The sequence below is a fragment of the Paenibacillus sp. SSG-1 genome, assembly GCF_002224835.1.
Taxonomy (GTDB): Bacteria; Bacillota; Bacilli; order Paenibacillales; family Paenibacillaceae; genus Paenibacillus_AQ; species Paenibacillus_AQ favisporus.
Window position 1 is genome coordinate 5624596 of the sequence record NZ_MBRK01000001.1, and the last position, 22500, is coordinate 5647095.

A 22500-nucleotide genomic window follows, 5' to 3' on the forward strand; every position below is an offset into this window, starting at 1 on the left:
TTCCTAATCCCTGGCACAACCATAAACGGCCCCTGCCGCCGGTAAGCTTAACAGCTGACCGGTGTACAGGGGCCGCTTGGTTAAGCCAAGCCCAAATCTCTTATTCTTCGAACCGACTGACCGACAGTCCGCCTACAGCAATGCGGCCGTGCCCGCCCGTCAACCGGATCGTATTCTGCGTTCCAGGCTGCAGCCGGACCGTGAACGACGCGACGCCCACCGCTTCCTCGCCGCTTCCTGTTCCGGGAGCGTTGATGAGCGTGTAATCATGGCCGTTGACCGTTAAGTTCAGCTTGGCCAGGGCTTCGTCCGTGCTGTAATGAATGTACAGTGCGGCCCGTCCGCCGCTGCCGCCGTCGACGCCGCCGAATTCGCAGTAAGCCCCCCCGGCGTCCAGTCCGCGGACGACTGCTTCTGCTCCAGATCCACCCGTAACTTCAGCACCGCCTCCCGTAGTGCTTACTGACGCCGCATAGTAGGCCGAAATTTCGGCTTCCGGCGCTTCACCGACAGGCTTGACGCTGTTCTTGGTCTGAACCACCGTTTGAATGGTCCCGTCTTCGTTAAAATGCAGGCTGTCGATGCACACGCTGCGCAGGTTCCCGTGTCCTGAAATGTCCTGGTTATGATAGAACAGGTACCACTGTCCTTTGTACTCCACCACCGAGCCATGTGTCGTCGAGCAGCCGGTCGGTTCCAGAAAAATGCCCTGATAGGTCCACGGACCGAGTGGATGCCGGCTTGTCGCGTATCTCATCCGGTTGTTGTCCTCCAGATTGTCGGCATAGGTGAGGTAGTACAGCCCGCCCCGCTTGAACACCCAGGCGGCTTCATGAAAATCCTCCAGCCCCGTCATGTCCTGCATCGAACCTTTGATGGACATCATGTCCTCGCCCAGTTCTCCGCCCTGGCATTTGCTGCCGCCGCCGTAATACATATACGCCCTGCTGTCGTCATCGACGAAGACGCAAGGGTCGATCATGGCGAAGCCGCCGAGCCCTTCGATATAGCCTTGATCGACAAAGCCGCTGGCCGGCTTATCGCTGGTTGCCACGCCGATTTTCCAGGTATCGTTCCAGTCCGATCCGCTCGGATGCGGATAATAGAAATAATACGTGCCGTCCTTGTAAGCGCAGTCAGGAGCCCACATAAATCCGCCTTCCGGGCGCCCCCAGGCCACGTCCCGTGAATGGAGAATCTCGCCTTCGTCGACCCAATTCACCAGGTCATCTGAGGAAAATACGTGATATGCGTCCATTAGATCGCATCCCCGCGGCGGATCGATATCATGGGAGGCGTATATGTATATTCTTCCGTCCTCCCACACATGGGCAGAAGGGTCCGCCGTATAAATGCTGGTGATGACCGGATTATGGCCGGCCGGTTTGATAAAGGCTTTCGGAATTCCCTGAGTGGTCATGGTATGTTCTCCCCTCATCTGTATGATATATCATACTTTGTTATTTGATATATATCTAACCACATTGTACACGGCGCCTCCCCATGCCGCAATACCGGATTTATCGCTCAACTGACTTCCTGATCCGCACCCCGTTCAGGCGTCGTCCTCTCTTCCCCGCCGGGCGGGAGAATCGGATGACGGATCGTAATTTTGGTTCCCTTGCCTTCCTGGGTCTCGATCCGCAGCTGGTAATCAGGGCCAAAATAAATTTTCAGCCGTTCGTTCACATTGCGCAGTCCGACGCCGGATCTGCCCGCCATTTTTCGATTGCCGGCCGTATCGTTCAACTCCTTCAGCACTTCTTCCGGAATTCCCTTGCCGTTATCGCTAATATCGATGACCAGATCCCCCTCTTCCACGCGGCCGGAGAGGATGACCTTGCCCTTCTCGAAATTGCCGCGGATGCTGTGCTGGATGGCATTCTCGACCAAAGGCTGCAGCAGCAGGCGCATGAATGTCATATCCAGCATCTCTTCGTCAAAAAAATACAGCACGCGCAGCGGCATGCCGATGCGGGCCTGCTCGATCTGAACGTAGGCCTTCACCTGCTCGACCTCGCGTCCGACGGTCGTAATGTCTTTGCCCTGGTTCAAGCTGAGCCGCAGCAAATTACCGAGTGCCGATACCATCTCCCCAATATCGTTGCGTCCGTGGTTTTCCGCTTTCCAGCGAATCGATTCCAGCGTGTTGTAGAGAAAATGCGGGTTGATCTGGTGGCTGAGCACCTGAAATTCCAGCTCCCTTTTCGTTCGCTCGGCGCGCGTGGACTGCAGGATGAGATCTTCAATTTTCCGGACGATGCTGCCAAAGCCGCGGTACAGCCAGCCGATCTCGTCCTTACGGTTCTGATGCGGAATAAGCATGCTGAAATCCCCTTCCTCCAGCTTGCGCATCAGCCGGACCAACTGGAAGACGGGCTGGGTAAAATTCCGTGTGAGATAGATGACCACCCCAACGGCACATAGCATATAAGCGATCAGAAAAAAGATCAGCAGTCTCTGCATCGCAGTAATAGGCTCCGTCAAAGCGTGCATCGGTGTCAGACTGACGATCGTCCAGGGCAGGCTGTCCATGCGGACGAAGGCGATCAAATTTTTCTCGTCATAAATGGACAGCGTCTCGACGCCCTCCTTGCGGACATTCCGCATCGCCAGTAATTTGGGGGACGGCAGCTGCTCTCCGGTCCACTCGCTTCCCGCCGAATCGTATACAATTTTCCCCGTTTCGTCGACGATCAGGAATTTCTGCCCCTGCAGCCGTTTGGTCGGCGAGAAGAAGCGGCTGAAATGGTTATCCGCCAGATCGGCAACCACCAGCCCCCTCGGCGTTCGATTATGCAGGCTGGTGAACGTTTTGACATAGGAGAGTAGCGGACCGCGGTTCGGCCCTCCATCCACCGATAGATGCCAGATCGGGAGCGTACTGTTCGCCGCGTTCTGAAACCAGTCTTCATTGCGGGTCGAGGTCGTCACTTCGAGCGCCCTCAAGTAAGTGGGATAAGCTTCGGAATTCAGCGGATAGACGCGCAGCTGCAGGGCATCCATCTGCTTTTTCTTCTGGTACACAATGTTCAGGAGGTCCACCGAGGCCGACACTTCATCCTGGCTGCTGGCCGGCGGCTGCTCGAGCAAATCTTGCAGCTTCTTGTCTCCGATCAGCTCGTTCATCTGGTCGTTCAATTTGGCCAAGTATGCCTCCAGATTGATCTTGGACTGCTCCAGGTAGCTCATGGAGAAGGTAGCATTGGCCTGCTGGATTCCTTCCACCGACTTGGTATGCGCGTAGGCCGAGAACAAAATGAACGGAACGATCGTAATCGCGAGAAAGATCAGTATCATCCGGTTCCGCAGCGAGGAGGCCAGCCGGAGAAAAGACCTAATCATCCAGAATCCCCTGCAGGCGGCGGAATTCTTTGGGCGTAACGCCGACCTGCTTTTTGAACAGCTTCGTAAAATGGACCGGATCCTTGTATCCCACCTGATGGGAAACCTGATAAATTTTATATTTCGTATCGCCCAGCATCTCTTTGGCCCTGGCAATCCGGACGCTCGTCAGTTCCTCGATGAAGGTTCGGCCCTTTTCCTTTTTATACAGCTTGCTGAGCCAGATCGGCGTCACGTGAACGGCCGCGGCCACCGACTGCAGCGACAGATTTTCGGCGTAGCGGGTACGGATTATCTTTTCGGCCTCCTGGACGATCTGGCTGGAGGAGGTCGCCATTTTACGGAAGTCTCCCGCCAGGGACAGCAGCCGGCTCTCCACCTGATCCTGAAGCGACTGCAGCGTGTCGTACTGCTCCAATTGCTCCCACAGACCGATCGGGTCCTGCTCCCAGGACCGGTCGGGCCACCCGGCCGACGCGGCCGTACGATAAATTCCCATCAGCCATTTGAACAACTGCTGCTGGATATCTTTTAGATTGGGCAGCTCCCACGATTTGACCATATCCTCAAAGTCGCTCATGGATTCCGAAATGTCGGCGTCCGTTCCGTACTTCACCAGGTCAAGCACCGCCCCCGGCTCCCGGATCGTCAGCCTGCCGGCCTCTGCGGCTCCGTCCTCCACGCTGCCGGTGAAGACCCGGTTGCCCCCGCAGACCACCTTTTGCTCCAGGGACTCGGTGCAATCCACGTAGAGCTGATGCAGTTTGTTCAGCTCTTTGGGTGCGGGGCTGATCCCGATGCTGGCCTTGACCTTCACGAATTGGTTGATGCGAAGCAGGCAGGTCTCAGCGATGGTGCGGCATGAATCAAGCATCTCGGGATCGGGGCAGCCGATGACGGCCACCCACCGCTCGTGCGTATCCTTAAACAGGGCCGACGGCATGTTCAATTGCTCGGCAAGCGTATGGCTGACGACATTGCCGATGCCGAACAGGACAAGCTCCTTCTCATCCGGCATGCCCGGCCGGGCGGGAAGCGCTCTTAGGTCGTCCCCTTCAATGGCCATCAGCAGCAGCGGCATCCGGCTCATCCAGTCCAGTCTCAACGACTGCAGGCGGTGGGAGATGCGGGTCTCGCGGTACGGATCGTATTCGTTCTCCGCCATTTCACGCAGCAGCTCCTCCTGAAGCTTCGGCTCCGCAAACTGCACCTGGTACGTGAGGCGGTCTTGCGTTTGCTGCTGCAGCCGTTCCCGTTCGATCGCATCCACCGCTTTACGGACGATCCGCTCCAGTTCATCCAGTTTGATCGGCTTCAGGATATAGTCCATCGCTCCAAGCTGGATCGCCTGCTTGACCAGGCTGAAATCGTCGTAACCGCTGATCAGCACCGCTTTCCACAGGTAATCCGGTAAAGTATGCAGCTCCGCCAGAAACTCAAGTCCCGACATCCGGTTCATCTTGATGTCCGTCACGATCAGATTCGGCTGATGTTGACGGGCCATTTGCAGAGCCTCATCCCCATCCGAAGCGGCCATGACGGCGCTAACGCCGTATTCATTCCAGGGGACCCGCTTGCGGAGCCCCTCGCGAATTTCAAATTCATCGTCCACGATTAATACGCTGATCATATAGGCATCCTCCCCTTGTCATGAATGTTGATGCTGTGCCGCCAGGAATTGGTCGACCTGACGCTGCACTTCCCGGATAATCGTATCCAGCCCATTATCTTGTTGCAGCATACGGTAATCCGACAGCGCCTTGGCGACATCCGGCACCATGCCGTACTCGATCGATTTGCCGTAGTCCTCATAGATCTGGTCGCGCTCTTCAAGCAGCGGACTGATCGACTGATCGTTCAGGAGCAGTCCCTCCACGGGGGAATCCACATTCACGGGCAGCTCCGCAAAGCGGGCTTCCTCCTTCCAGAAGTCCCCCGGGTACGTTTCGGTGGGGCGCAAAAATTGCGGTTTCCACAGCGCCCACTGTCCTCCCCAGTCCATGTAGTTGCTGGTGGAAAAGTTCAGGTTATCCGGGTACTTGACCTTCCCTCCGTCCAGCTCATAGGTTTTCCCCTGAATCCCATACACGACAAGATCAAACAACCTCTCGTCGGTCTCCAGCATATCAAGAAACCGCAGCACCAGCTCCGGATGCTCGGCATTCCGGTTGATGGCCACGACGTTTGCGATCGGGCTGCGGTTGACCGTTTTTTTGTCGGGGTACAACAGCGACATCTGCTGCCGGTAGCTTGCATCGGCAAAACCCGGATCGGCTGCATAGGCCCACTCGTGGGAAGTGAGCGTGAACAGCATTTTTCCGTTGCGCCATTGATCCGCAGCGTCTTCGGTATCGATCTTTGAATCGGGATTTAGAATCCCGTCCTCGTACCATGCCTTGCTCATGAAGGCGGCATCCGCGTAAAAAGGCTGATCTTCGATCGCCTGCACCTTGTAATGTGGGTCATTCAGATAAAAACCGAGGCCGTGAAAGCCCAAGTCCACCCATTCGTCCCGGACCACATACAGGGGGAGCGCCGGAATCCGGCTCAGCTTCTGATTGGGATAGGCTTTCTTCAGGTCGTGGAGAAGTGAATCGACATCCTCGGCAGTCCGTACCGATTCAGGTTCGCGGTAAATTCCCGCCTTCTCCGCCAGGTCCACCCGCCATCCGGCATAGGGCCGCTGATTCATCTTGATCGACCAGGGCAAACCGACGATATCCCCGCCAATCGTGGCAGAGGGCAGGTTATGCTGCTGCCGGTAGCGGTCATATAAGTGAGGCGCGTACACCGGAAGAAGATCATTTAATCTCAAATAGGAACCCCGGGACGCCATTTGCTTAAACGAGCCTTCCGAATCGAAATTCAGGTCCCACCGGTCCCCTGCCGCTGCCATGACCAGCAATTTCCCCGAATATTCCGGCCAGGGAATGAAATTGACGGAAAATTTGACGTTCAATCCTTTGGTTTTGACGTAATCGCTCACGGCCGCCCAAACTTCATCCGTCGCCGCCTTTTTCTCGCCGCCGAAATAAAACTTCAGCGTCGCTTCCGGCTCTCCGGACGTGGCGGCCGCATCGCCGAAAAGAGAGGGGCCGTCCATGCGGACATCGCCGCCGGCCGCGCAGCCCGCCAGTCCGGATGCCAGTGTGATGCACAGCAGACAGGCGGCGAACCATCCCGGAATTCGCCAAAAGGACATAGTTACTCTTCCTTTCCGCATCTATTTTGTAACCGTTTTCACAAAAGAGTCCAAATGTATTGTGCGGCTCTCTCTTCGATCTACAAAGATTAATATAAACGAAGTGCTGTCAATGGACAATGGGACGATATTAAACAATCCCGTCATATATTGGCCGATGTGTCCGCCCACGGCAAATAGCCCCAACAAAGTGGAGCGATCGCTCTCTTATATCTTCAAAAAGAAAGCTGCCGGACTGATGTCTGCCCGGCAGCCTCCCCTCTCTTATTGCTTCAAGGTGGCTCTCACTTCCTGCGTTTTCTTGTTCCATGTCTCCGTTTCCGGAATGATGTCATTGATATCCCGGTCGCCGAAGATAATGTCGTTCAAGATGTTGTTATAGTTGTAGTCGTTCCATCCCGGCACGGTCAGGCCGGATTGGATCTTGGCGTTCTTCTGAGCGATCTTGACCGCTTCGATATTTTTGCCCTGCCAGATCGGAGCCTGATCGTAGTAGCTCGTCAGCTCGGGATCGATGACGGAAGCATTGGCTCCCTGGTCAATTTTCCACTTCTGGGCTTCCGGCGTGAATTGGAAGCTGAGCCACAGGAAGGCCTCCTCCTTATGCTTCGAACCGGACAGAAGTGCCAGCGGTCCGTAAATCGAATACCCCGGCTGGCTGACCTTGCCTTTCGGGAACGGGAGAACGTCCCAGTCGAATGTCGCTTTCTCCTTCAGGGTCGGCAGAACCCAGTCGCCGCCGATGGCGAAGGCCGTTTTCCCGTTGATGAAATCCTTCGTCACGTTGCCGCCTTCTTCCGCGGCTGCGTTGCTCTGCATCGACCCGTCCTTCGTGACCAGCTCCTGGAACCATTTCACGTCGTTCATGACGTCCGGTGTGCTGAGCATGCTCTGGGTCAGGTCTTCGTTCATGTATTGATGGTTCGCCGCATGGCCGTCAGCAATCGCTTTGGAGGACAGCAGGCGCATTTGGATTTCGGGCTGTGTCGTAATGCCGTATTCGCCTGCGCTCGGGTCGGTCACCTGCTTGGCGATGTTACGGAAGTCGTCGTAACTCCAGTCGTTTGCCGGCATATCCACGCCGTGTTTGGCCAGCAGATCCTTGTTCACCAGCACCCACATCGGGACGTCAACCATCGGTACAGCAAGCTTCTTGTTGTTGAACATCATCGTTTCGAAGAAGCCGTCAGGGAATTTGGCGTTCTTGAAAATATCGCTCTTCTCGATGTAAGGCGTCAAATCTTCGATGAGATTGTTCTGCTCGAAGGTGATCAGATCGCTATCGATCTCGGTCACGTCGGCAGGCGTGCCTGCGGCTTCCAGCGATGCGATGATTTCCATGATCGGCTGCGAATTGGTCACCGGTACCTGCTCAATGGTGATCCAGGGGTACTTCTGATGAAACAAGTCGTACAGCTCGTCATAGGTTCCGTTTTTCCAGGAAATGAATTTGAGCGTAACCGGATCATGCTTTTCCTCTGCTGCCGGCTGGTTCGGCGCAGGCGTGGGTGCAGGTTCATTGCCTGTTCCAGACGGTGAAGCGCTGTCATTATTGCTGCTGCACCCGGCAAGGGTGAAGGTCATGAGCATGACCATCGATACAATGGATGACGCGATGCGTTTTCTTTTCAATCCTTATTCCTCCCCAATTTGATTTCATCGGATGCTGACGATACCCCTTCGTTCCCAAGCTATACCTGCTAGGTCGGCATTCCCCCTTTCAATGCTTCCGGCAGAACGGCATGCCAAGGCTTATTCCACGATCCCCGTCCGTTCAATGCCGGTAATGAACCAGCGCTGCAGAAACATGAAGATCACGAGCGGCGGAAGGATGATCAAGAAGGCGGCACCCATTTTGGTGCCTTCGGTCACCGGATTGCTGACCAGGTCTTTGCTGCCGAGCAGCGACGGGTTCAGCACATCCTCCAGCTGGTCCAGCCGGATGGAGAGCGGCGTGAAACCCTTGGCCAGGAACATCGAAGGCTCATAGTACATGTTCCAGTACCAGATGAACGAGAACAGAAAGACGACCAGACAGGCCGATTGGGCAAGCGGCAGCATGATCCGGAAATACAGCCTTGCAGCGGAAGCGCCGTCCAGTTTGGCGGCCTCCTCCAGGCTGGGCGGCTGCGCCCTGAAGAACTGGCGGAAAATAAGGATAAACAGCGCTCCCTTCAGCCCCTGCCCAAAAATCGCCGGCACGAGGAAAACAAACAGCGTGTTGAGCAGGCCCAGCTTGCTGAAAATCACATACAGCGGAATAATGATCACCTGCGGCGGGATCAGAAACGTCAGCAGCACCAGCGCCGTGATCAGCCCTTTAAACGGAACAGCCAGCCGGGCGAGCGCATAGCCGGTCATCGAGCATATCAATACCTGGACAATCGAGCAGCTCAGGGCGATAAGAGCGGTGTTCCGGAGGGCTTCCGGATACTGCAGCCCTTTGTAGGCTTTGGTCAGGTTCTCCCAGGTGACGACCCGGGGAATCCATTTGACGCTGGGGTCCAGCAAATCGCTGACCGTCTTCAGCATCGTGCTGATCATATAGAGCAGCGGCTGCAAGTAAAGATAGGCCACGATGGACAGCAGCACATAAATGACCATTTTCGCCAGGAGACCGTCCGACAGATTCCTGCCCAGCATGACCATCTTGTACTTCTGCGCCTTACGGCTCCACAAGAAGCTCGTGGCGTAATTTCTGGCCCTTTGAACCCATGGTTCCGTATTCATGGTCTTCCTCCCTTGAGCCGCATGCTGCGGCTGAATAGTCCCGTCACGAGCGCGAGCAGGACGAAAATAAAGCCGAAATAAATCCAAGCGAGCGCACTGGCGTAGCCATATCCGGTGTCGACTTTGAACATGTTGTCCTTAATGTGCTTCAGGACCGGATTCAGCGGGAAGGTAAACAGGTCGATGATGGTATAGAGCACGTTCAGGCTGATAAACGGAACGCTGGCCGGAAGCGTAATCTTCCAGAAGCTCTCCCATGGAGAAGCGCCGTCGATGCGTACTGCTTCGTAAATTGACGGAGAAATCGTCTGGAAGCCAGCGATGAAGATCAGAATCTGCACGCCCGAGTACCAGAGAATAAGAACAACACGCCCAAGCACTTCCATGACCGTTTTGGCCAATTCTCCCCCGACATACTGCCGGACGACAGGCTCCAGATTGTACTGGTCCAGAAACGGTATATCGCCCGCGCCCTGCGTAAACAGCTCGGACAGCACCTGCCCTGTCGCAAAGATGACCGGGAGGAAGAACAGCGCCCTGTACACGAACCTGCCGGGGAACTGCTGGTTCAGCAGCAGGGAAATCAGCAGGGCAAAGATGACGATAATCGGCACCATCAGGATCATTTCCTGAAAGTAGGTGATCAGTTCGATCGGAAACACGTTGTCCTTGAGAAAGGCATCGCGGTAATTTTGCAGACCAAGCCACGTATATTTGAATCCCCCCGGCACCACCGCGACCTTGTGCAGGGACATGAACATGGACCAGCCGATCGGAATCGCCACAAACACGCAGAACCCGATGATCCAGGGGAGCATAAACAGCAGTCCGACGCCGTATCGTTTCAGATGATATTGGGCCGCTTTTCGTTTGAAATCCGGAACGCTGCTCATTTTCCTGCTCCTTTCTCCACGGTAAAGTCCTTGACTCCGTAATCCACGATAACCCTCGTGCCGTCCTCATAAGTGGTGGCATATTTCTGGCCGGACAGCTCTTCATGGCCGATGATCTTCATGGCATACAGTTGGCTCAGTGAATCGAACTTCGCGTATTCCTCCTCGATCCGTCGTTCCCATTTATCGAAACGGCTGCTGTACAAAAAGTTCGAGGGAGTGTCCTTCAGTTTGCGGGAATCGTCATGGGTCACAAAGAACGAGGGCAGCGCCCCATATTCGATCGCCCGCAAAAATTCAGCATCCTCATCGTCGCGAAGGTTGCCGTCCCCGAACGTATAAGGAACGAAGCCATGCAGCACGATCGGGTAAAAGGGAACCGTCTCGTCGATCATGAAATCGTAGCTCGATTCGGACGGCAGCCCGTCAATGTAATCCGTTTGGCCAAGCGCATAAGCATCCCCCTGGTTGACCGACGCGCTTCCCAGTGCCTCCCGGGTATATTTCAGCAACCCGTCGTAGACGGTTTTTGCATATTCCCGGGTTTGGATGCCGGAAGGCTCGTAATCGTTCAGCAGCATCTCGCCGATTCCGCTGAAATGGATGCCGTCCACGCCAAGCTTCTTCAGCCTGTTTACCGTATCTGCTGCCGTTACCGCCGTATAGGCGGGCTTGGCGATATACCAGTCGTCGTCGACATAGGCGGTCCCGTCGATCCCCCGGATGGCGTCCGTTTTGCCGGAAAAAGAGGAATGGCTGTCGACCCAGAGGAAGTCCTCGCTGAAGCTGACAGGGACGCCCCGCTCCTTCATCCCGGAAATGAACGTCTTCGCGGCGTCTTCGCCGCCAAGCGCCGGATCGATCGGAAACCGCTTCTCCATGTTGTAGTCGCCTTCATTCTGCCAGCCGTAGAAAATGGTGCGTAACGAAGCAACGCCCTTGCTCTGCAGGGTGCTGACGATTTCCCCCGCCTGCTCGAAGGTCGTGGCGGCCACATACCGGATTCGGCCAAAGGCCTTTTCGTAATTGCCGCCCATGATTTTCAGGTACAGCGGCACATGCTCCACCGGCTTCAGCGCCTCGGTAAGACGGCCGGTCTCCTGCAGGTAGCTCCGGTAAGCTCCCGCCATACCGACATAATCCGCGTCCGCGCCGTTCAGGAACCGGTATTCGACCTCCCGGTCCCGGTTCAGCCGTTCCTTCTGAACGGCCTTGCTCGGCGCGGCCAGCCGGCTCATCCGGTAGAGATATTCTTCGCGATAGATTTGACTGGAAAATACCTGGTAGAATGACGACTTGAGTCCGGGCGCCACGGCGGATACGTTGGCGGAATCTTCCCCCTTGGTCATGACGGCCAGAAAGGCATGGTCGCCCTTCTTCAACCCGAACACAGGGTAAGCGATGTCTTCCCTCCGTTCTCCGGTGCGCGTCCCATTCTCCTCATTGGTCACCTCGCTGCCGTAAACCTGATGCGAGTAACCCCGGGTAAGGCTCGCATGCTCCTGATCGAAGCGGATGAGTCCTCCAGGGCCGTCGGGAACGAACACATAACCATTCTCTTTGGCGGGTGCGGCTCCAAAATAAGGCAGCACGTCGAGCGAGAACAGCGCAGACGCTCCTTCCTCCCGAATGCCGGCCGCAGGCACCTTGACCTTGAGGCCGCTGTCCGTCAGCTCATACTGCATGACAAACCCCAGCTGTTTGGCGGGAAACAAGTATTCGATTTGCAGCCCCTCAGGCTTGCGGATCATGGCGATTTGCATGCCGGCCGTCTGGTTGCTCAGCGTCTCCCTGACCGTCTGATCGGCTCCTTGCGTCCGGACATGGGTCAGCAGAAAAGGGGATTGCAGGTTGGCCAGCAGCTGTCCTTTGACCGTTTCACCGGCCAGCTCCTCCTTGGTCGGATTGCTGGTCCAGCGGTAGCCGGATGCCTTATCCAGCACGGCGATCTGGGTGTTATCCGGGCGGACGTACAACGCATAATGTTCGTTCTCCAGCGCCAGCGCATACCCGTCAGCCCCTGCGGCCGGTTTCCAGGGATCGCCCTCATACAGGGCGTCCGGAGTCGGAAGGTTCGCGGCGATGCCCGTTTGGGAGAATCGTTCGGCTGTCGTTTGCTCCCAAGGCTTGAACACCAGCAGCAGAAGCATGATCAGAAGAGCCAGTACGATGGCGGCAGGCCATTTTGCTTGGCGGAATCGTCGTTTGGCAGCGTTAATGATAGATGTTCACCTCTTTGTAAAGCTCATAGAAAAAGTCATACAGGTTATAGGACAATCCGAAAATGATGAAGCCGAACATCCAGATCGTCAGAATTGCAAACACCGAGATAGCCGAGTTTTTCAGCGTCTCCAGGAAATCGAAGTTGTGGATCACCTGCGTCATCACGATGAACATGACGAGCAGCCATACGGTCATGATCGTGTTCAATGCATGAATGATGACAGCCTCATCCAGCGATGCGATGTTGGACAGCAGGATCGTCGGGACCGAAAAGAACACATAGGGCGACAGCGCATAGACGCTGCCCTGGATGACTTCCCGGAACCGGCCCTCCCCGTCCTTGATGCTGCAGACCAGGTAGTTGGCGATGATCCAGGTGACCCATGGCAGGGCAAACAGGCCGAGTTCCTTCATCAGATTGACTTCCGAGAGGTCGACAGGATGGAACAAAAACCCGGTCAGATAAACTCTGCACAGCTTGATGCCGATGACCAGGAGCAGCAGGGAAATCGTGATCCAGGCGGGAATCCTCGCCTCCTTGATTTTGTAGAACCCCTCGTAAGGATGGATCAGGACGTAGCCCAAATTACGGATGTACGCCAGCGGCTCCTTCCAGGATGCCGGCAGCGGACGCCTGCGCAGGAACCAGCGGATAAGACGATAGCCGAAGTAAAGGGCAAGCATCACCGCGGCCAGTCCGGCCACCAGGGCGACAAAATGGCGCTGAAGCCATTCCATCCGGATCTGCCAAAAAGCCTTCGAATAGCCGTCGGTATCGAAAGCGGCTTTCATGTAGCTCAAGGCTTCGTCATTGCGGTCCTCATGCAAAAACACTTTGCCCAAGCCTTGAAAGGTCCCGTTGTACATATCGTTGCGGGCATAGACCGCCTCCCAGTACGGTTTGCTCTCTTCATATTTCCCTTCGGCATACAGTGCGAGCGCCTGAAGCGCGCTGCTGCCGAAAGCGGTACGGACGTATTTGTGGACCGTATTGGTACCGCTGTCGGATATCCAGATCGCATGATCCGAGTCGATGCCGATCCCGGTCGGATAACCGAGCACGCCGAACTGCTGCGTCTCCTTATCGATGTCGCCGAACTCGAACATGGCTTCACCGCTGCGGTCATAAAGATTGATGCTCATGGAGTCGAGGTCGATATTGTACAGAAAGCCTTCCGGATCAACGGCAACGTCGACGATGCCGTGTCCGTTCACCAGCGTCTTGTTTTTAAAAGCGTCCACCCCGCCTGCATTCAGCTTGCGGATCGCTCCCTTCCCTTCCCCGCCGGCGGTGGCCGTGTACACAAATCCGTCCGGATCAATCGCCACATTCGTAATCGGCTTGGGAAGCGCGCCCTTTTCCTTGGACAGCTGCTCCTTGTTCAGCACCAGCTTCTTCAGCCAGTTCAGCATCGACTGATCCGCCTTGTTCGCACCGAAATAGCCCATGAATTCGCCTTTCGGATTCAGCCTGACCAGTCCCTGGTACGAGGAGTTCAGCTGGATGTACATCACGCCGCGCCGGTCTACGACAAGCTTGACAGGGACAAAATGCTCCGAGCCGAGCAGCGGGGTCTCCGGCTTCTTGTACTCCCTCTGAAACCGTCCGCTCCCGTCAAACACGGCAATCCGCTGATTTCCGGAGTCCGCCACGTACACCTCGTTATCCGGAGTAACGTATACACCTTCCGGTCCCGAGAGCTGACCTTGGCCCTCGGCGTCGCCGATCGTCCGGAGCAGCGTACCGTCCGGATTCAGCACCGCAATGCGGTCTTTCTTCTTGTCGGCGATATAGACCCGGTCGTCGGCGGCGATATCGAGATCGGCCGGCTCCCCGAAATCGGCGGAGATAGCCCCGGCCGGACGGTATATCGGCTGGATGCGAAACCAGGACGACTGGTTCGAGTCATAATAGGATGTCATATATGGAGGTTTGGCCATGGCGGTACCCGGCAGGGACGTCAAGACGGCCATAAAGACTAGCAGTAATGGAAACCATTTTTTCATCGTTCCGACTTCCTTTGCTGATGACATTACTTGATACCGGAATGGACCATCGTCTCAAGCACTCTGCGCTGAAAGAGCAGGAAAATGATCAGATTCGGGATGAAAATAAGCAGCCCGGCCGCCGCCGCCATGTTCTGCCCCGCCACGTTGTTCTGCAAACCGCTCAGCAGGCTGTTGACGTAGAAAGCGAGCGTCCGCATCGTCTCCTTTTGCATGAACAGGGTTGAAGTCTCCACGTCTCCCCATACGCCTTGGAACGTCAAAATCGAGATGGTCGCGATCGCCGGGACGGACAAGGGCAGAATCATGCGCACGAAGATGCCGACATGCCCCGCGCCGTCGATCCGGGCCGCCTCCATCAGATCGCTCGGAATTTGTGAGATGAAGCCGACGAGCATAAACACCGCGACGGGCGATGCAAGCGACGGCAGGATATGCCCGAGATACGTATTGTTCAGCCCGATGCCGTTGATGACGAGATATCTCGGAATGGATACCGTTTCGGGCGCGAACATCAAGGACAGGGTAATCAGCGACATGATGAGCTGTTTGAAATGGAACTGGTATTTGGCCAGAACATAAGCCGCCATCGTACTGACCACCACGACGCTGACCAGTGTCAGCGAAACGACTATTAGGCTGTTGAACAAATACCGTGTGAACGGCACCGTCGCATTGGACGCATGCAGAAAGAGCGTTTCGAAATTGTGCAGGGTCGGATGCCGGACGAAAAACCGCGGCGGAAACAGGAACAGCTCGTTTTGCGGCTTAAACGCATGATTGAAGATGAAGACGATCGGCAGCGACATGAACAAGGCCAAGCCGGTAAAAAGCGTGATCAACATGACCTGAAAGGGCGACGCCGTGCGGAGCCGGCGCAATTTGGGCATCATGGGCTTACAGTTCCTCCTTCGAGTTAAACATCCGGTAGGCAAACCTCATCACGAAGTAACTGAGGAGCAGCAGAATGACCGAAACCGCTGAAGCATAGCCCAGTTCGAACCGGATGAACGCGTAATCGTCGACATGGTTGATGATGAGGTGCCCCGCGTACTGCGGCGTAATCGCCATCCCGGTCAGCTGGGTTGAAATGCTGCCGGCCTTCAGGGTCGAAACGATCGTCATGACGGCGCTGAACAGCATTTGCGGTTTCATGGACGGCACGGTAATGTAGAACACTTCCTGCAGCCGGTTCGATATCCCGTCAATCCGTCCGGCTTCATACAGCTCCCGGTTGACCGTCTGCAGACCCGCCAGCATCGCCAGAAATCCTACGCTGAAGCTCATCCAGAGGGATACCAGAATCATGATGTTCAGCAGGTACTTCGGATCCTGCAGCCAAGTTACCGGGGAATCGATCCAGCCCATATTCAGCAGGAAGTTGTTCAAATAACCGACGCGGTCGCCGCTGAAAGCGGCAATCCAGACGACCGTCAGCGCCACGCCGCCCGCCATCGACGGCGCATAGAACACCAGCGTGTAATAATCGCGAACCTTCATCGGCAGCTGATGAATGAGCCAGGCAAACAGGAAAGACAACAGATACCCGCCTGGTCCAACGATCAGCGCGAACACGAACGTGTTCGGAAGCGCCTTGGTCAAAAAAATAATGTCCTGCGTAAACAGCGCAATAAAGTTGTCAAAGCCGATAAAATGCAGCTTGCTGAATCCGTCGTAGGACGTGAAGCTGAGCGTCGCAGCCATCACGACCGGAATGACGATAAAGACGAGAAAGCAGATGAGAAAAGGAGCCAGGAACGCGTAGCAGAAGACATCCTTCTTCAAATCCAGCACAAACCGTTTCAGCTTGACCGCTGCCGGGGATGGCCGCTTCACGACGGGCAAAGCGGGCGTAACTTCTGGTTTCACGGCTTAGCCTCCTCCCAGTTAAAAGGTTCGGTAATCTGCGGCACGTGCAAGTTTCCTCCCGCAATGCCGAAGTTCCGCTGCCTGCGGTCCATCTCCCGCTGCAGCGACAGGCTGGCCTCTTCCAGCGATTCGCTCGCCGGCACGCCGTCAAATACCGTCTTGTTCCAGGCGAAGTCCATTTCACGGGCCAGGAAGTAGTATCCTGGAACATTGGGCAGGTTCGCCGCCCAGCGGGCCTGTTCCCGGATCGCTTTCAGGTCTTCGGACGGCCAGCTCAGCGATTTCATCGCCTCGACATTGGCCGTATTCCAGCGGTACTCGATGCCGTAGTACGACTCCATGTCCCCGGCATACCTCGACTGGACATCCGCCGAAGTCCACCATTTCAGAAACTGCCAGGCCGCATCCTTCTTGTCGCTCTTCTTCATGATCATGGCCGTGGACAGTCCTTGCGGCGACCAGCGGGCCACTTGACCGTCCGGCTGCTTGATCCCCGGCAGGGGCGCGACTTTCCAGTGCCCCGTAATCTCAGGCGCAGCCACCTGCAGCTGCACGTACGTGTTGAAATCGGATATGCCGATCGGGATATCACCGTCGCGGAAATGCTGGAAAAAAGCCGGTATGTCGATCGGCAGGTTGAATTTGGTGTACAGCTGCGTCCACTGCTTGAACGCCTTTTGCCCCGAATCGCTGAACAGGCTGGACTTCAGCCCGTCGGGCGTATACGGCGATGCGCCGTTTTCGAGAAAAAGGGTGGCGAAATCCGCCTTCGGAACATTCATCGTCATGCCGTTCTCCTGCAGCGTCGGCAGGATGTCAAACACGTCGTCCCAAGTGTCCGGTGCTTTCAAGCCCAGGCTCTCGAAAATATCCGAGCGGTAAAACAGCAGCTGGAAGTTCTGCACCTCCGGCAGGCCGTAAGTGCCGCCGTTGTAGGTCAGGGCTCTCGACGCGCCCGGGATGAACCGTTTCATGACATCGGCAAATCCCGGATAAGAGGACAGATCCTGAACGGCGTCCCGCATCGCATAATCGGCCGGCGTGGCCTCTGCCAGCCCAAGCGCTACGTCGGGCACGTCGCCGGCGGCATTACCCAAAATCAGCATGTTGGGATTCGGCATGAGATTGATATTGACCTGAATCCCCGTTTTCGGCGTGAAATCCTGGCTCACCAGCTCCCGCAGCTCATCAACGTAATCGCGGCCGCGGCCGACCCAGATCTCCAGCGCCCCATCCTTCTTCTCCCCGTCCAGGTCGTAATCCATCGTAAAGGAACGGGCGAAGTCGGCGATGGAATACGGAATCCGGGAGAGCGCCGTAGGCTCTTTGAGGCCGGTTTTGGCATCCGGCGTCCTTACCACGAAATAATCGAGCATCAACGGCTGCTGGGTCAGTGTGGACATCCAGGTGCCGATGTTGGCCTGGATCGTGGAAAAATCGTTCACCTTGTTCGGAACGTTGTTGACGTCGGCCGCCATCTCTTCCAGCATGCTCACCGCTGAAGCGATCGCTTGCGACAGGTCGGAGCTGCCCTCATTGACGCGGTTAATGTAGTCCCGGATCAGCTTCAGGCGGTCGATCAAGGATTGAAGCGTTTTGCCCGCATTGGGGTCGTATTTATTCATATCCCAGGTGCGGCTGGCATCCAGATTGGCATCCGAGGCGCTTTTGCTGTAATTGCCGGTGATGAGCCGGATATGACGGTCGAAATCCGATATTTGCTTCAGGGTATCCTTCAACGCGATCAGAATCGGCTGCATCGTGCTTGAATCGGCCGTCATTCGCATCGTGTGGGTCCCTTTGTTCAGGTAAAACTGATAGGGCCTTCCTTCCGCATCCGATATCGCCGAGATTTCAAATTCCTTGTGATACGCCAGACCGTAATGAAGCAGCTCTTCGAACGGGACTTTTCCGTCGATTTCGATCGTCCGATACGCTTTGAACCCCGATCTGTAGTTTTGGAAGTTTTTCAGATCGATGACGTACCAGCCGTCGGCCGGAACCTCAAAGCTCCACTCCACCCACTCGCCCGGCTGCTTCCAACGGTTCCCTCCGAGCACGTTATAGGTGATGCGGCCCTTGGGATCCGGTGAAATGTACGGCTCCGACCAGCGGTCCGTCTGAATGGACAGGCTCGACTTGCGCTGGAACTGCTCGGCTTCCGTCTCCTTGAACCAGCTCTCTTGGACCTTCATCGCAGGCTGCTGCTTGACATATTCCGCATAGGCCGGGATCGGCTGCTGGGTCCGGAAATAAATGTCCCGGATCGCGACAGCCCCCCTCTCTCCGGTCAACCTGAGCGTGTGCTGCCCGGGCTCAAGCCGGTACAGAAGCGGCCGGGAAGAAGCCGAATAATCGCTTGCCGCCTTGTCCGTCCATTCGGGGAGTTCAATCTGCTGGGGACGGACCTGCATCCCGATTTCGTTGACTTCGTACGGATATTTCGCGTCCTTCCACATCCGTTCCAGCTCGATGCGCTCCGATTCCGGGAAAGGGTATTGCCCGTCGATCATGGCCCCGCGGATCACGGAGCTTCCGCTGCCCAGCAGCGCCTTATAGTCCAAATGGAGCTCATACCAGCCAGCCTCGCGGACCGTAAAGGTCCATTCTACCCAGCCGGATTCGTTGCTCCAGCTCAGCATGTTTCGACCGCTCTCGGTCTCCTTGGCCAGGTCCGCATCGGTGGATGCCGCCTCGTAATTGACCGGATCGAGCCGAATAGACTTCTCTTCCGCAGCGGCATTTTCGCCTTCCTGCCCCTTCATGAGCTGGGCGTAAGGGAGCTCGCCTTCCTTGCTTGCCAGATCGAGCAGGTCGGCGGCGGTGACGCTGGTGGAGTAAACCACAGGCTCATCGGCTGACAGCCAGCGGACGAGTCCGAACAGAAGCGCTGCAATGATCAGCAGTCTCAGGGAAATGCGCGCGAAGCGGGGCAAGGTGCGTTTTTTCATACCTCACCTCTCCCCACCAATTCCTCCGTACTCTCATCGAAAAAGTGGATTTTGTGCATCTGCAAGCCTACAGAGACTACGTCCCCGGCGGCGTACGTCTGTTCAGGATCGGTACGGGCGATCAATGGATAGGAGCCGATTTGCACGTAAACATAGGAATCCGCGCCGGTGGCTTCCGTCATTTGCACAAGCCCGGTAATGAAACCGGCTTCCTCCGTGCTGCCGCGCTTCAGAATGACGTGTTCCGGCCGCACGCCCAAGATGACGTTCCGGACGGTTTTCGGGGCCCGCTCAAAATTTCTGCCAGTGGCCTCAGGCAGGAGCAGCCTCATCCGTTTGTTGGAAAAATAGTAATCTCCGTCGTTTTTCTCGATGGTGCCGTTTAGAAAGTTCATCTGAGGCGAACCGATGAATCCGGCGACAAACACATTGGCCGGTTCGTCGTACAATGCGCGCGGGGCGGCCACCTGCTGAATGACCCCGTCCTTCATCACCACGATGCGGGTGCCCATCGTCATCGCTTCGACCTGGTCGTGAGTGACATACACTGTCGTCCGCTTCAGGTCGCTCTGCAGCTTGATCAGCTCGGCCCGGGTCTGCGCGCGCAGCTTGGCATCGAGATTGGACAGCGGTTCGTCCATCAGAAACACCTGAGGCTCACGGGCGATCGCCCTGCCGAGCGCGACCCGCTGCTTCTGGCCGCCGGACAGCTGACTCGGCTTGCGGTCCAGCAGATGGGCGATTTCCAGGATGGACGCCACCCGCTTCACGCGCACATCGATTTCATGCTTCGCCGTCTTGCGGAGCTTTAGGCCGAGGGCGATATTTTCATAAACGGACAGATTGGGATACAGGGCATAATTCTGAAAAACCATCGCGATGTCGCGATCCTTGGGGGAGACATAATTGATGAATCTGCCGTCCAAATACAGCTCGCCGCTGCTGATCTCCTCAAGCCCCGCAAGCATGCGAAGCGTCGTCGATTTGCCGCAGCCGGAAGGTCCGACCAGAACAAGAAATTCCCCTTCTTCAATGGACAAATGGAAGTCGTTCACGGCGGGGCGGGATTCGCCCTTGTACCGTTTGAATACATGATTAAATGTAATGCTTCCCACCGTTCTCACCTCACGCTATCTAACTGCCGTTTCTTCTTTAATGGTAGCGCATTCATCACAGGGCCAAAATGAGGCGGAATTAATGTTTGCAGTCCATTTTTAACGTGTCTGCGTTTAGGCTGAAGCTGGCCCACGAATTTGCCGAATGCCGGAACCGCTGCGCCCGCTAGGGCCGCAAAAAAAAGCCTGTGCAAGGATCGCTCGAAAGCGATGCTGTGCACAGGCATGCAAGTGCTGTATTGAATATGAGTGAGCGGTTACCGGTGGCTTGTCGGATGCTCGGCCGTCAATGGAATCTGGCCTTTAAACAGCCGGTTGATGTCGCCTGCCAACCGCAGGTAAAAGTCCGATGAGACCGATACCCCGTCGGCGTCCAGCGTCAGGAAATACTGATTTGTCGGAATCATGGAGCTGTTCTCGGCCATTTTGGCGATGGCGGTGCCTTCGTCGTACTCGTCGAACATCGCGATGTACCCCGTTTGAATCCCGGTGCTCTTGACGTTATACGCCTGCTTCCACATGAAATCGCCGTGCAAGCGGGGGTTTTCGTTCCGCGGTCCGCCGGTCATGTTCGACCAAGCGGATCCGGGCCAGATGACCGGCTGATACGCGATACCGTTTTGCTGGGTGAAGGTGAAATCCGGCCCCAACGTATCGTTTTTGAAATCATCCGCACCCTGCAGCGTGCCGAACCGCGCGACCGACCAAGGGGAGATCATATCGAACGATTTGTAGACATTCATGAAATCCGGCTTAGAATCCCTATTTCCGGTTCTCCAGTAGGTAGGAACGCCCCCGATCACGTACACGCCCTGGTTTTTGAACCATTGGATCAGCTCGGCTGATTCTGCGGCCGTTCCTGGACGATCTGTAAAGCCAATCCCCCAAATGCAGACGACGATTTTTCCATTCTGTTTGGCATAGGCCGGGGAAGAGGTCAGGTGCATCGTATTGACCACGTTCGTTGACCAATCATGCTTAACGGCGTTGACCCAGTTGCCTGCATTCATCCCCGTAATGTCGTACATGACATAAAACTTGCGGTTGTACGTTTCGGCCGCATTTTTGACCTTGACGGCAACGCTGTCCCGGTTGGTCTTCCAGCCGTTTGGAGTATCGCTCTCGTCGGCCCCGAACCGCTGGAGCGCTGCACCGTCAATGTTGTACGTCTTCATCCATTCGAAATGCTTGTTTACCGTGTCCTGATCGTACGAAGAGAACAGCTTGGCCGGGCTGCCGTTGCCCAGATTGGCCAGGTCGGTCTGATACAGCTTCGAATATTCGCGAGTATCCGGATACAGCTCGAAATTCACGTTTCCGCCCGCAGACGGGGCGCTGCTGTTTTTGGACCAATGCACCCAGCCGCCGTTCGGCGACCCGTCCCCCGCTGCATTGAACCAGCCTTGATAGCCGGCAAAGAGGTGGCCCACGACGTCTCCGTCACTGGATGAACCGCTGTTAAACTTGAACCACAGTACATTAAACAGATTGCCTGTCCCACCGGTAAATTTTAAATACAGTGTATGCACCCCGGTGACGGAGCTGACCGGTGCCGAGCGGGTCACCCAAGACTGCCACCCTCCCGTACCCGGAACCGTCACCGTGCCGATCAGCGTTCCGTTCGGATTGTCCAGCCGTACCTCAATCTGCCCCCCGTTATTATTGCTGGCCACCCTCACATCGATGGAGGAAGCGCCGCTTCCGAAGTCCACGTTCGAAAAGGCGATGTAATCGCCGTTATCGATAAACGCCACGTTCTGCCCGCCTTCGGTGGAGTTTTCCAATTGAATGCCGGATTGCGAGCTGAAGCTGGAAGCGGGCGTTTGGCTGAAGGCCGATGCGGCCAAGACCGCCCCGGGGAATAATGACAGCACCATGACAACCAGCATAATGGCAGACAAACTTCTGAAAACATATTTTCGGACTGGCGGAATGTACATCTAATTTCCCTCCTTGATTCATTTGAGCTGCTGTATACGCGCCCCTTGCGCGGACTCAACCTGATGCCGACCTTTCGGCAGCCTGGATCATTCTGTCTTAAACCCCGGAGCTGCGCTGCCGGAACACTTAAGTTGAGCGTCCCTCCTTTCCGTGGATCCGTCTCTCTTTCCTCTCCACTCCCCTAGCATACGATTAGGCGCCACCCGCCTTCCATGAGGCGATTT

At 56.0% G+C, this 22500-nt stretch carries 14 protein-coding genes; all 14 read right to left on the reverse strand.

Annotated features, from left to right (window positions below; genetic code table 11):
• Positions 1 to 100: 100 nt before the first annotated feature.
• Positions 101 to 1420, reverse strand: a complete 1320-nt coding sequence (locus tag BCV73_RS25825) for a family 43 glycosylhydrolase (RefSeq protein ID WP_218828193.1) — start codon at positions 1418 to 1420, stop codon at positions 101 to 103.
• Positions 1421 to 1527: 107 nt separating this feature from the next.
• Positions 1528 to 3345 carry a cache domain-containing sensor histidine kinase gene (locus tag BCV73_RS25830; protein ID WP_076172913.1) on the reverse strand — a complete coding sequence of 606 codons (1818 nt, stop codon included), beginning with the start codon at positions 3343 to 3345 and terminating at the stop codon, positions 1528 to 1530.
• Complete coding sequence (locus BCV73_RS25835; RefSeq protein ID WP_089549068.1) at positions 3338 to 4975, reverse strand: response regulator transcription factor; 1638 nt, start codon at positions 4973 to 4975, stop codon at positions 3338 to 3340. The genes BCV73_RS25830 and BCV73_RS25835 overlap by 8 nt, the downstream gene beginning before the upstream one ends.
• A gap of 18 nt (positions 4976 to 4993) precedes the next feature.
• Positions 4994 to 6547, reverse strand: coding sequence for an extracellular solute-binding protein (locus BCV73_RS25840; RefSeq protein WP_089549069.1), 1554 nt, complete (start codon positions 6545 to 6547; stop codon positions 4994 to 4996).
• A gap of 264 nt (positions 6548 to 6811) precedes the next feature.
• Positions 6812 to 8179 (reverse strand): ABC transporter substrate-binding protein, encoded by a 1368-nt coding sequence (locus BCV73_RS25845; RefSeq protein WP_089549070.1) that lies wholly within the window; start codon positions 8177 to 8179, stop codon positions 6812 to 6814.
• A gap of 120 nt (positions 8180 to 8299) precedes the next feature.
• Positions 8300 to 9277 carry a carbohydrate ABC transporter permease gene (locus BCV73_RS25850; protein WP_076172909.1) on the reverse strand — a complete coding sequence of 326 codons (978 nt, stop codon included), beginning with the start codon at positions 9275 to 9277 and terminating at the stop codon, positions 8300 to 8302.
• Positions 9274 to 10170: a carbohydrate ABC transporter permease gene (locus tag BCV73_RS25855; protein WP_143811899.1), complete on the reverse strand. Its 897-nt coding sequence runs from the start codon at positions 10168 to 10170 to the stop codon at positions 9274 to 9276. The genes BCV73_RS25850 and BCV73_RS25855 overlap by 4 nt, the downstream gene beginning before the upstream one ends.
• On the reverse strand, positions 10167 to 12320 hold the full coding sequence (locus BCV73_RS25860) for a DUF5696 domain-containing protein (RefSeq protein WP_089549071.1): 2154 nt from the start codon (positions 12318 to 12320) through the stop codon (positions 10167 to 10169). The genes BCV73_RS25855 and BCV73_RS25860 overlap by 4 nt, the downstream gene beginning before the upstream one ends.
• A gap of 64 nt (positions 12321 to 12384) precedes the next feature.
• A complete protein-coding gene (locus tag BCV73_RS25865; protein ID WP_179232068.1) occupies positions 12385 to 14400 on the reverse strand; it encodes a YIP1 family protein in 2016 nt (671 codons plus the stop codon).
• Between the two features lie 26 nt (positions 14401 to 14426).
• Complete coding sequence (locus tag BCV73_RS25870) at positions 14427 to 15293, reverse strand: carbohydrate ABC transporter permease (protein WP_089549073.1); 867 nt, start codon at positions 15291 to 15293, stop codon at positions 14427 to 14429.
• A gap of 4 nt (positions 15294 to 15297) precedes the next feature.
• Entirely contained in the window at positions 15298 to 16269 is a 972-nt protein-coding gene (locus BCV73_RS25875; RefSeq protein ID WP_256993008.1) for a carbohydrate ABC transporter permease, read from the reverse strand.
• Positions 16266 to 19220: an extracellular solute-binding protein gene (locus BCV73_RS25880; protein WP_089549074.1), complete on the reverse strand. Its 2955-nt coding sequence runs from the start codon at positions 19218 to 19220 to the stop codon at positions 16266 to 16268. Before BCV73_RS25880 ends, BCV73_RS25875 begins: the two co-directional genes overlap by 4 nt.
• Positions 19217 to 20335: an ABC transporter ATP-binding protein gene (locus BCV73_RS25885; RefSeq protein WP_089549075.1), complete on the reverse strand. Its 1119-nt coding sequence runs from the start codon at positions 20333 to 20335 to the stop codon at positions 19217 to 19219. Before BCV73_RS25885 ends, BCV73_RS25880 begins: the two co-directional genes overlap by 4 nt.
• Positions 20336 to 20592: 257 nt before the next feature.
• Positions 20593 to 22275, reverse strand: a complete 1683-nt coding sequence (locus tag BCV73_RS25890; RefSeq protein ID WP_089549076.1) for a carbohydrate-binding protein — start codon at positions 22273 to 22275, stop codon at positions 20593 to 20595.
• Positions 22276 to 22500 lie beyond the last annotated feature (225 nt).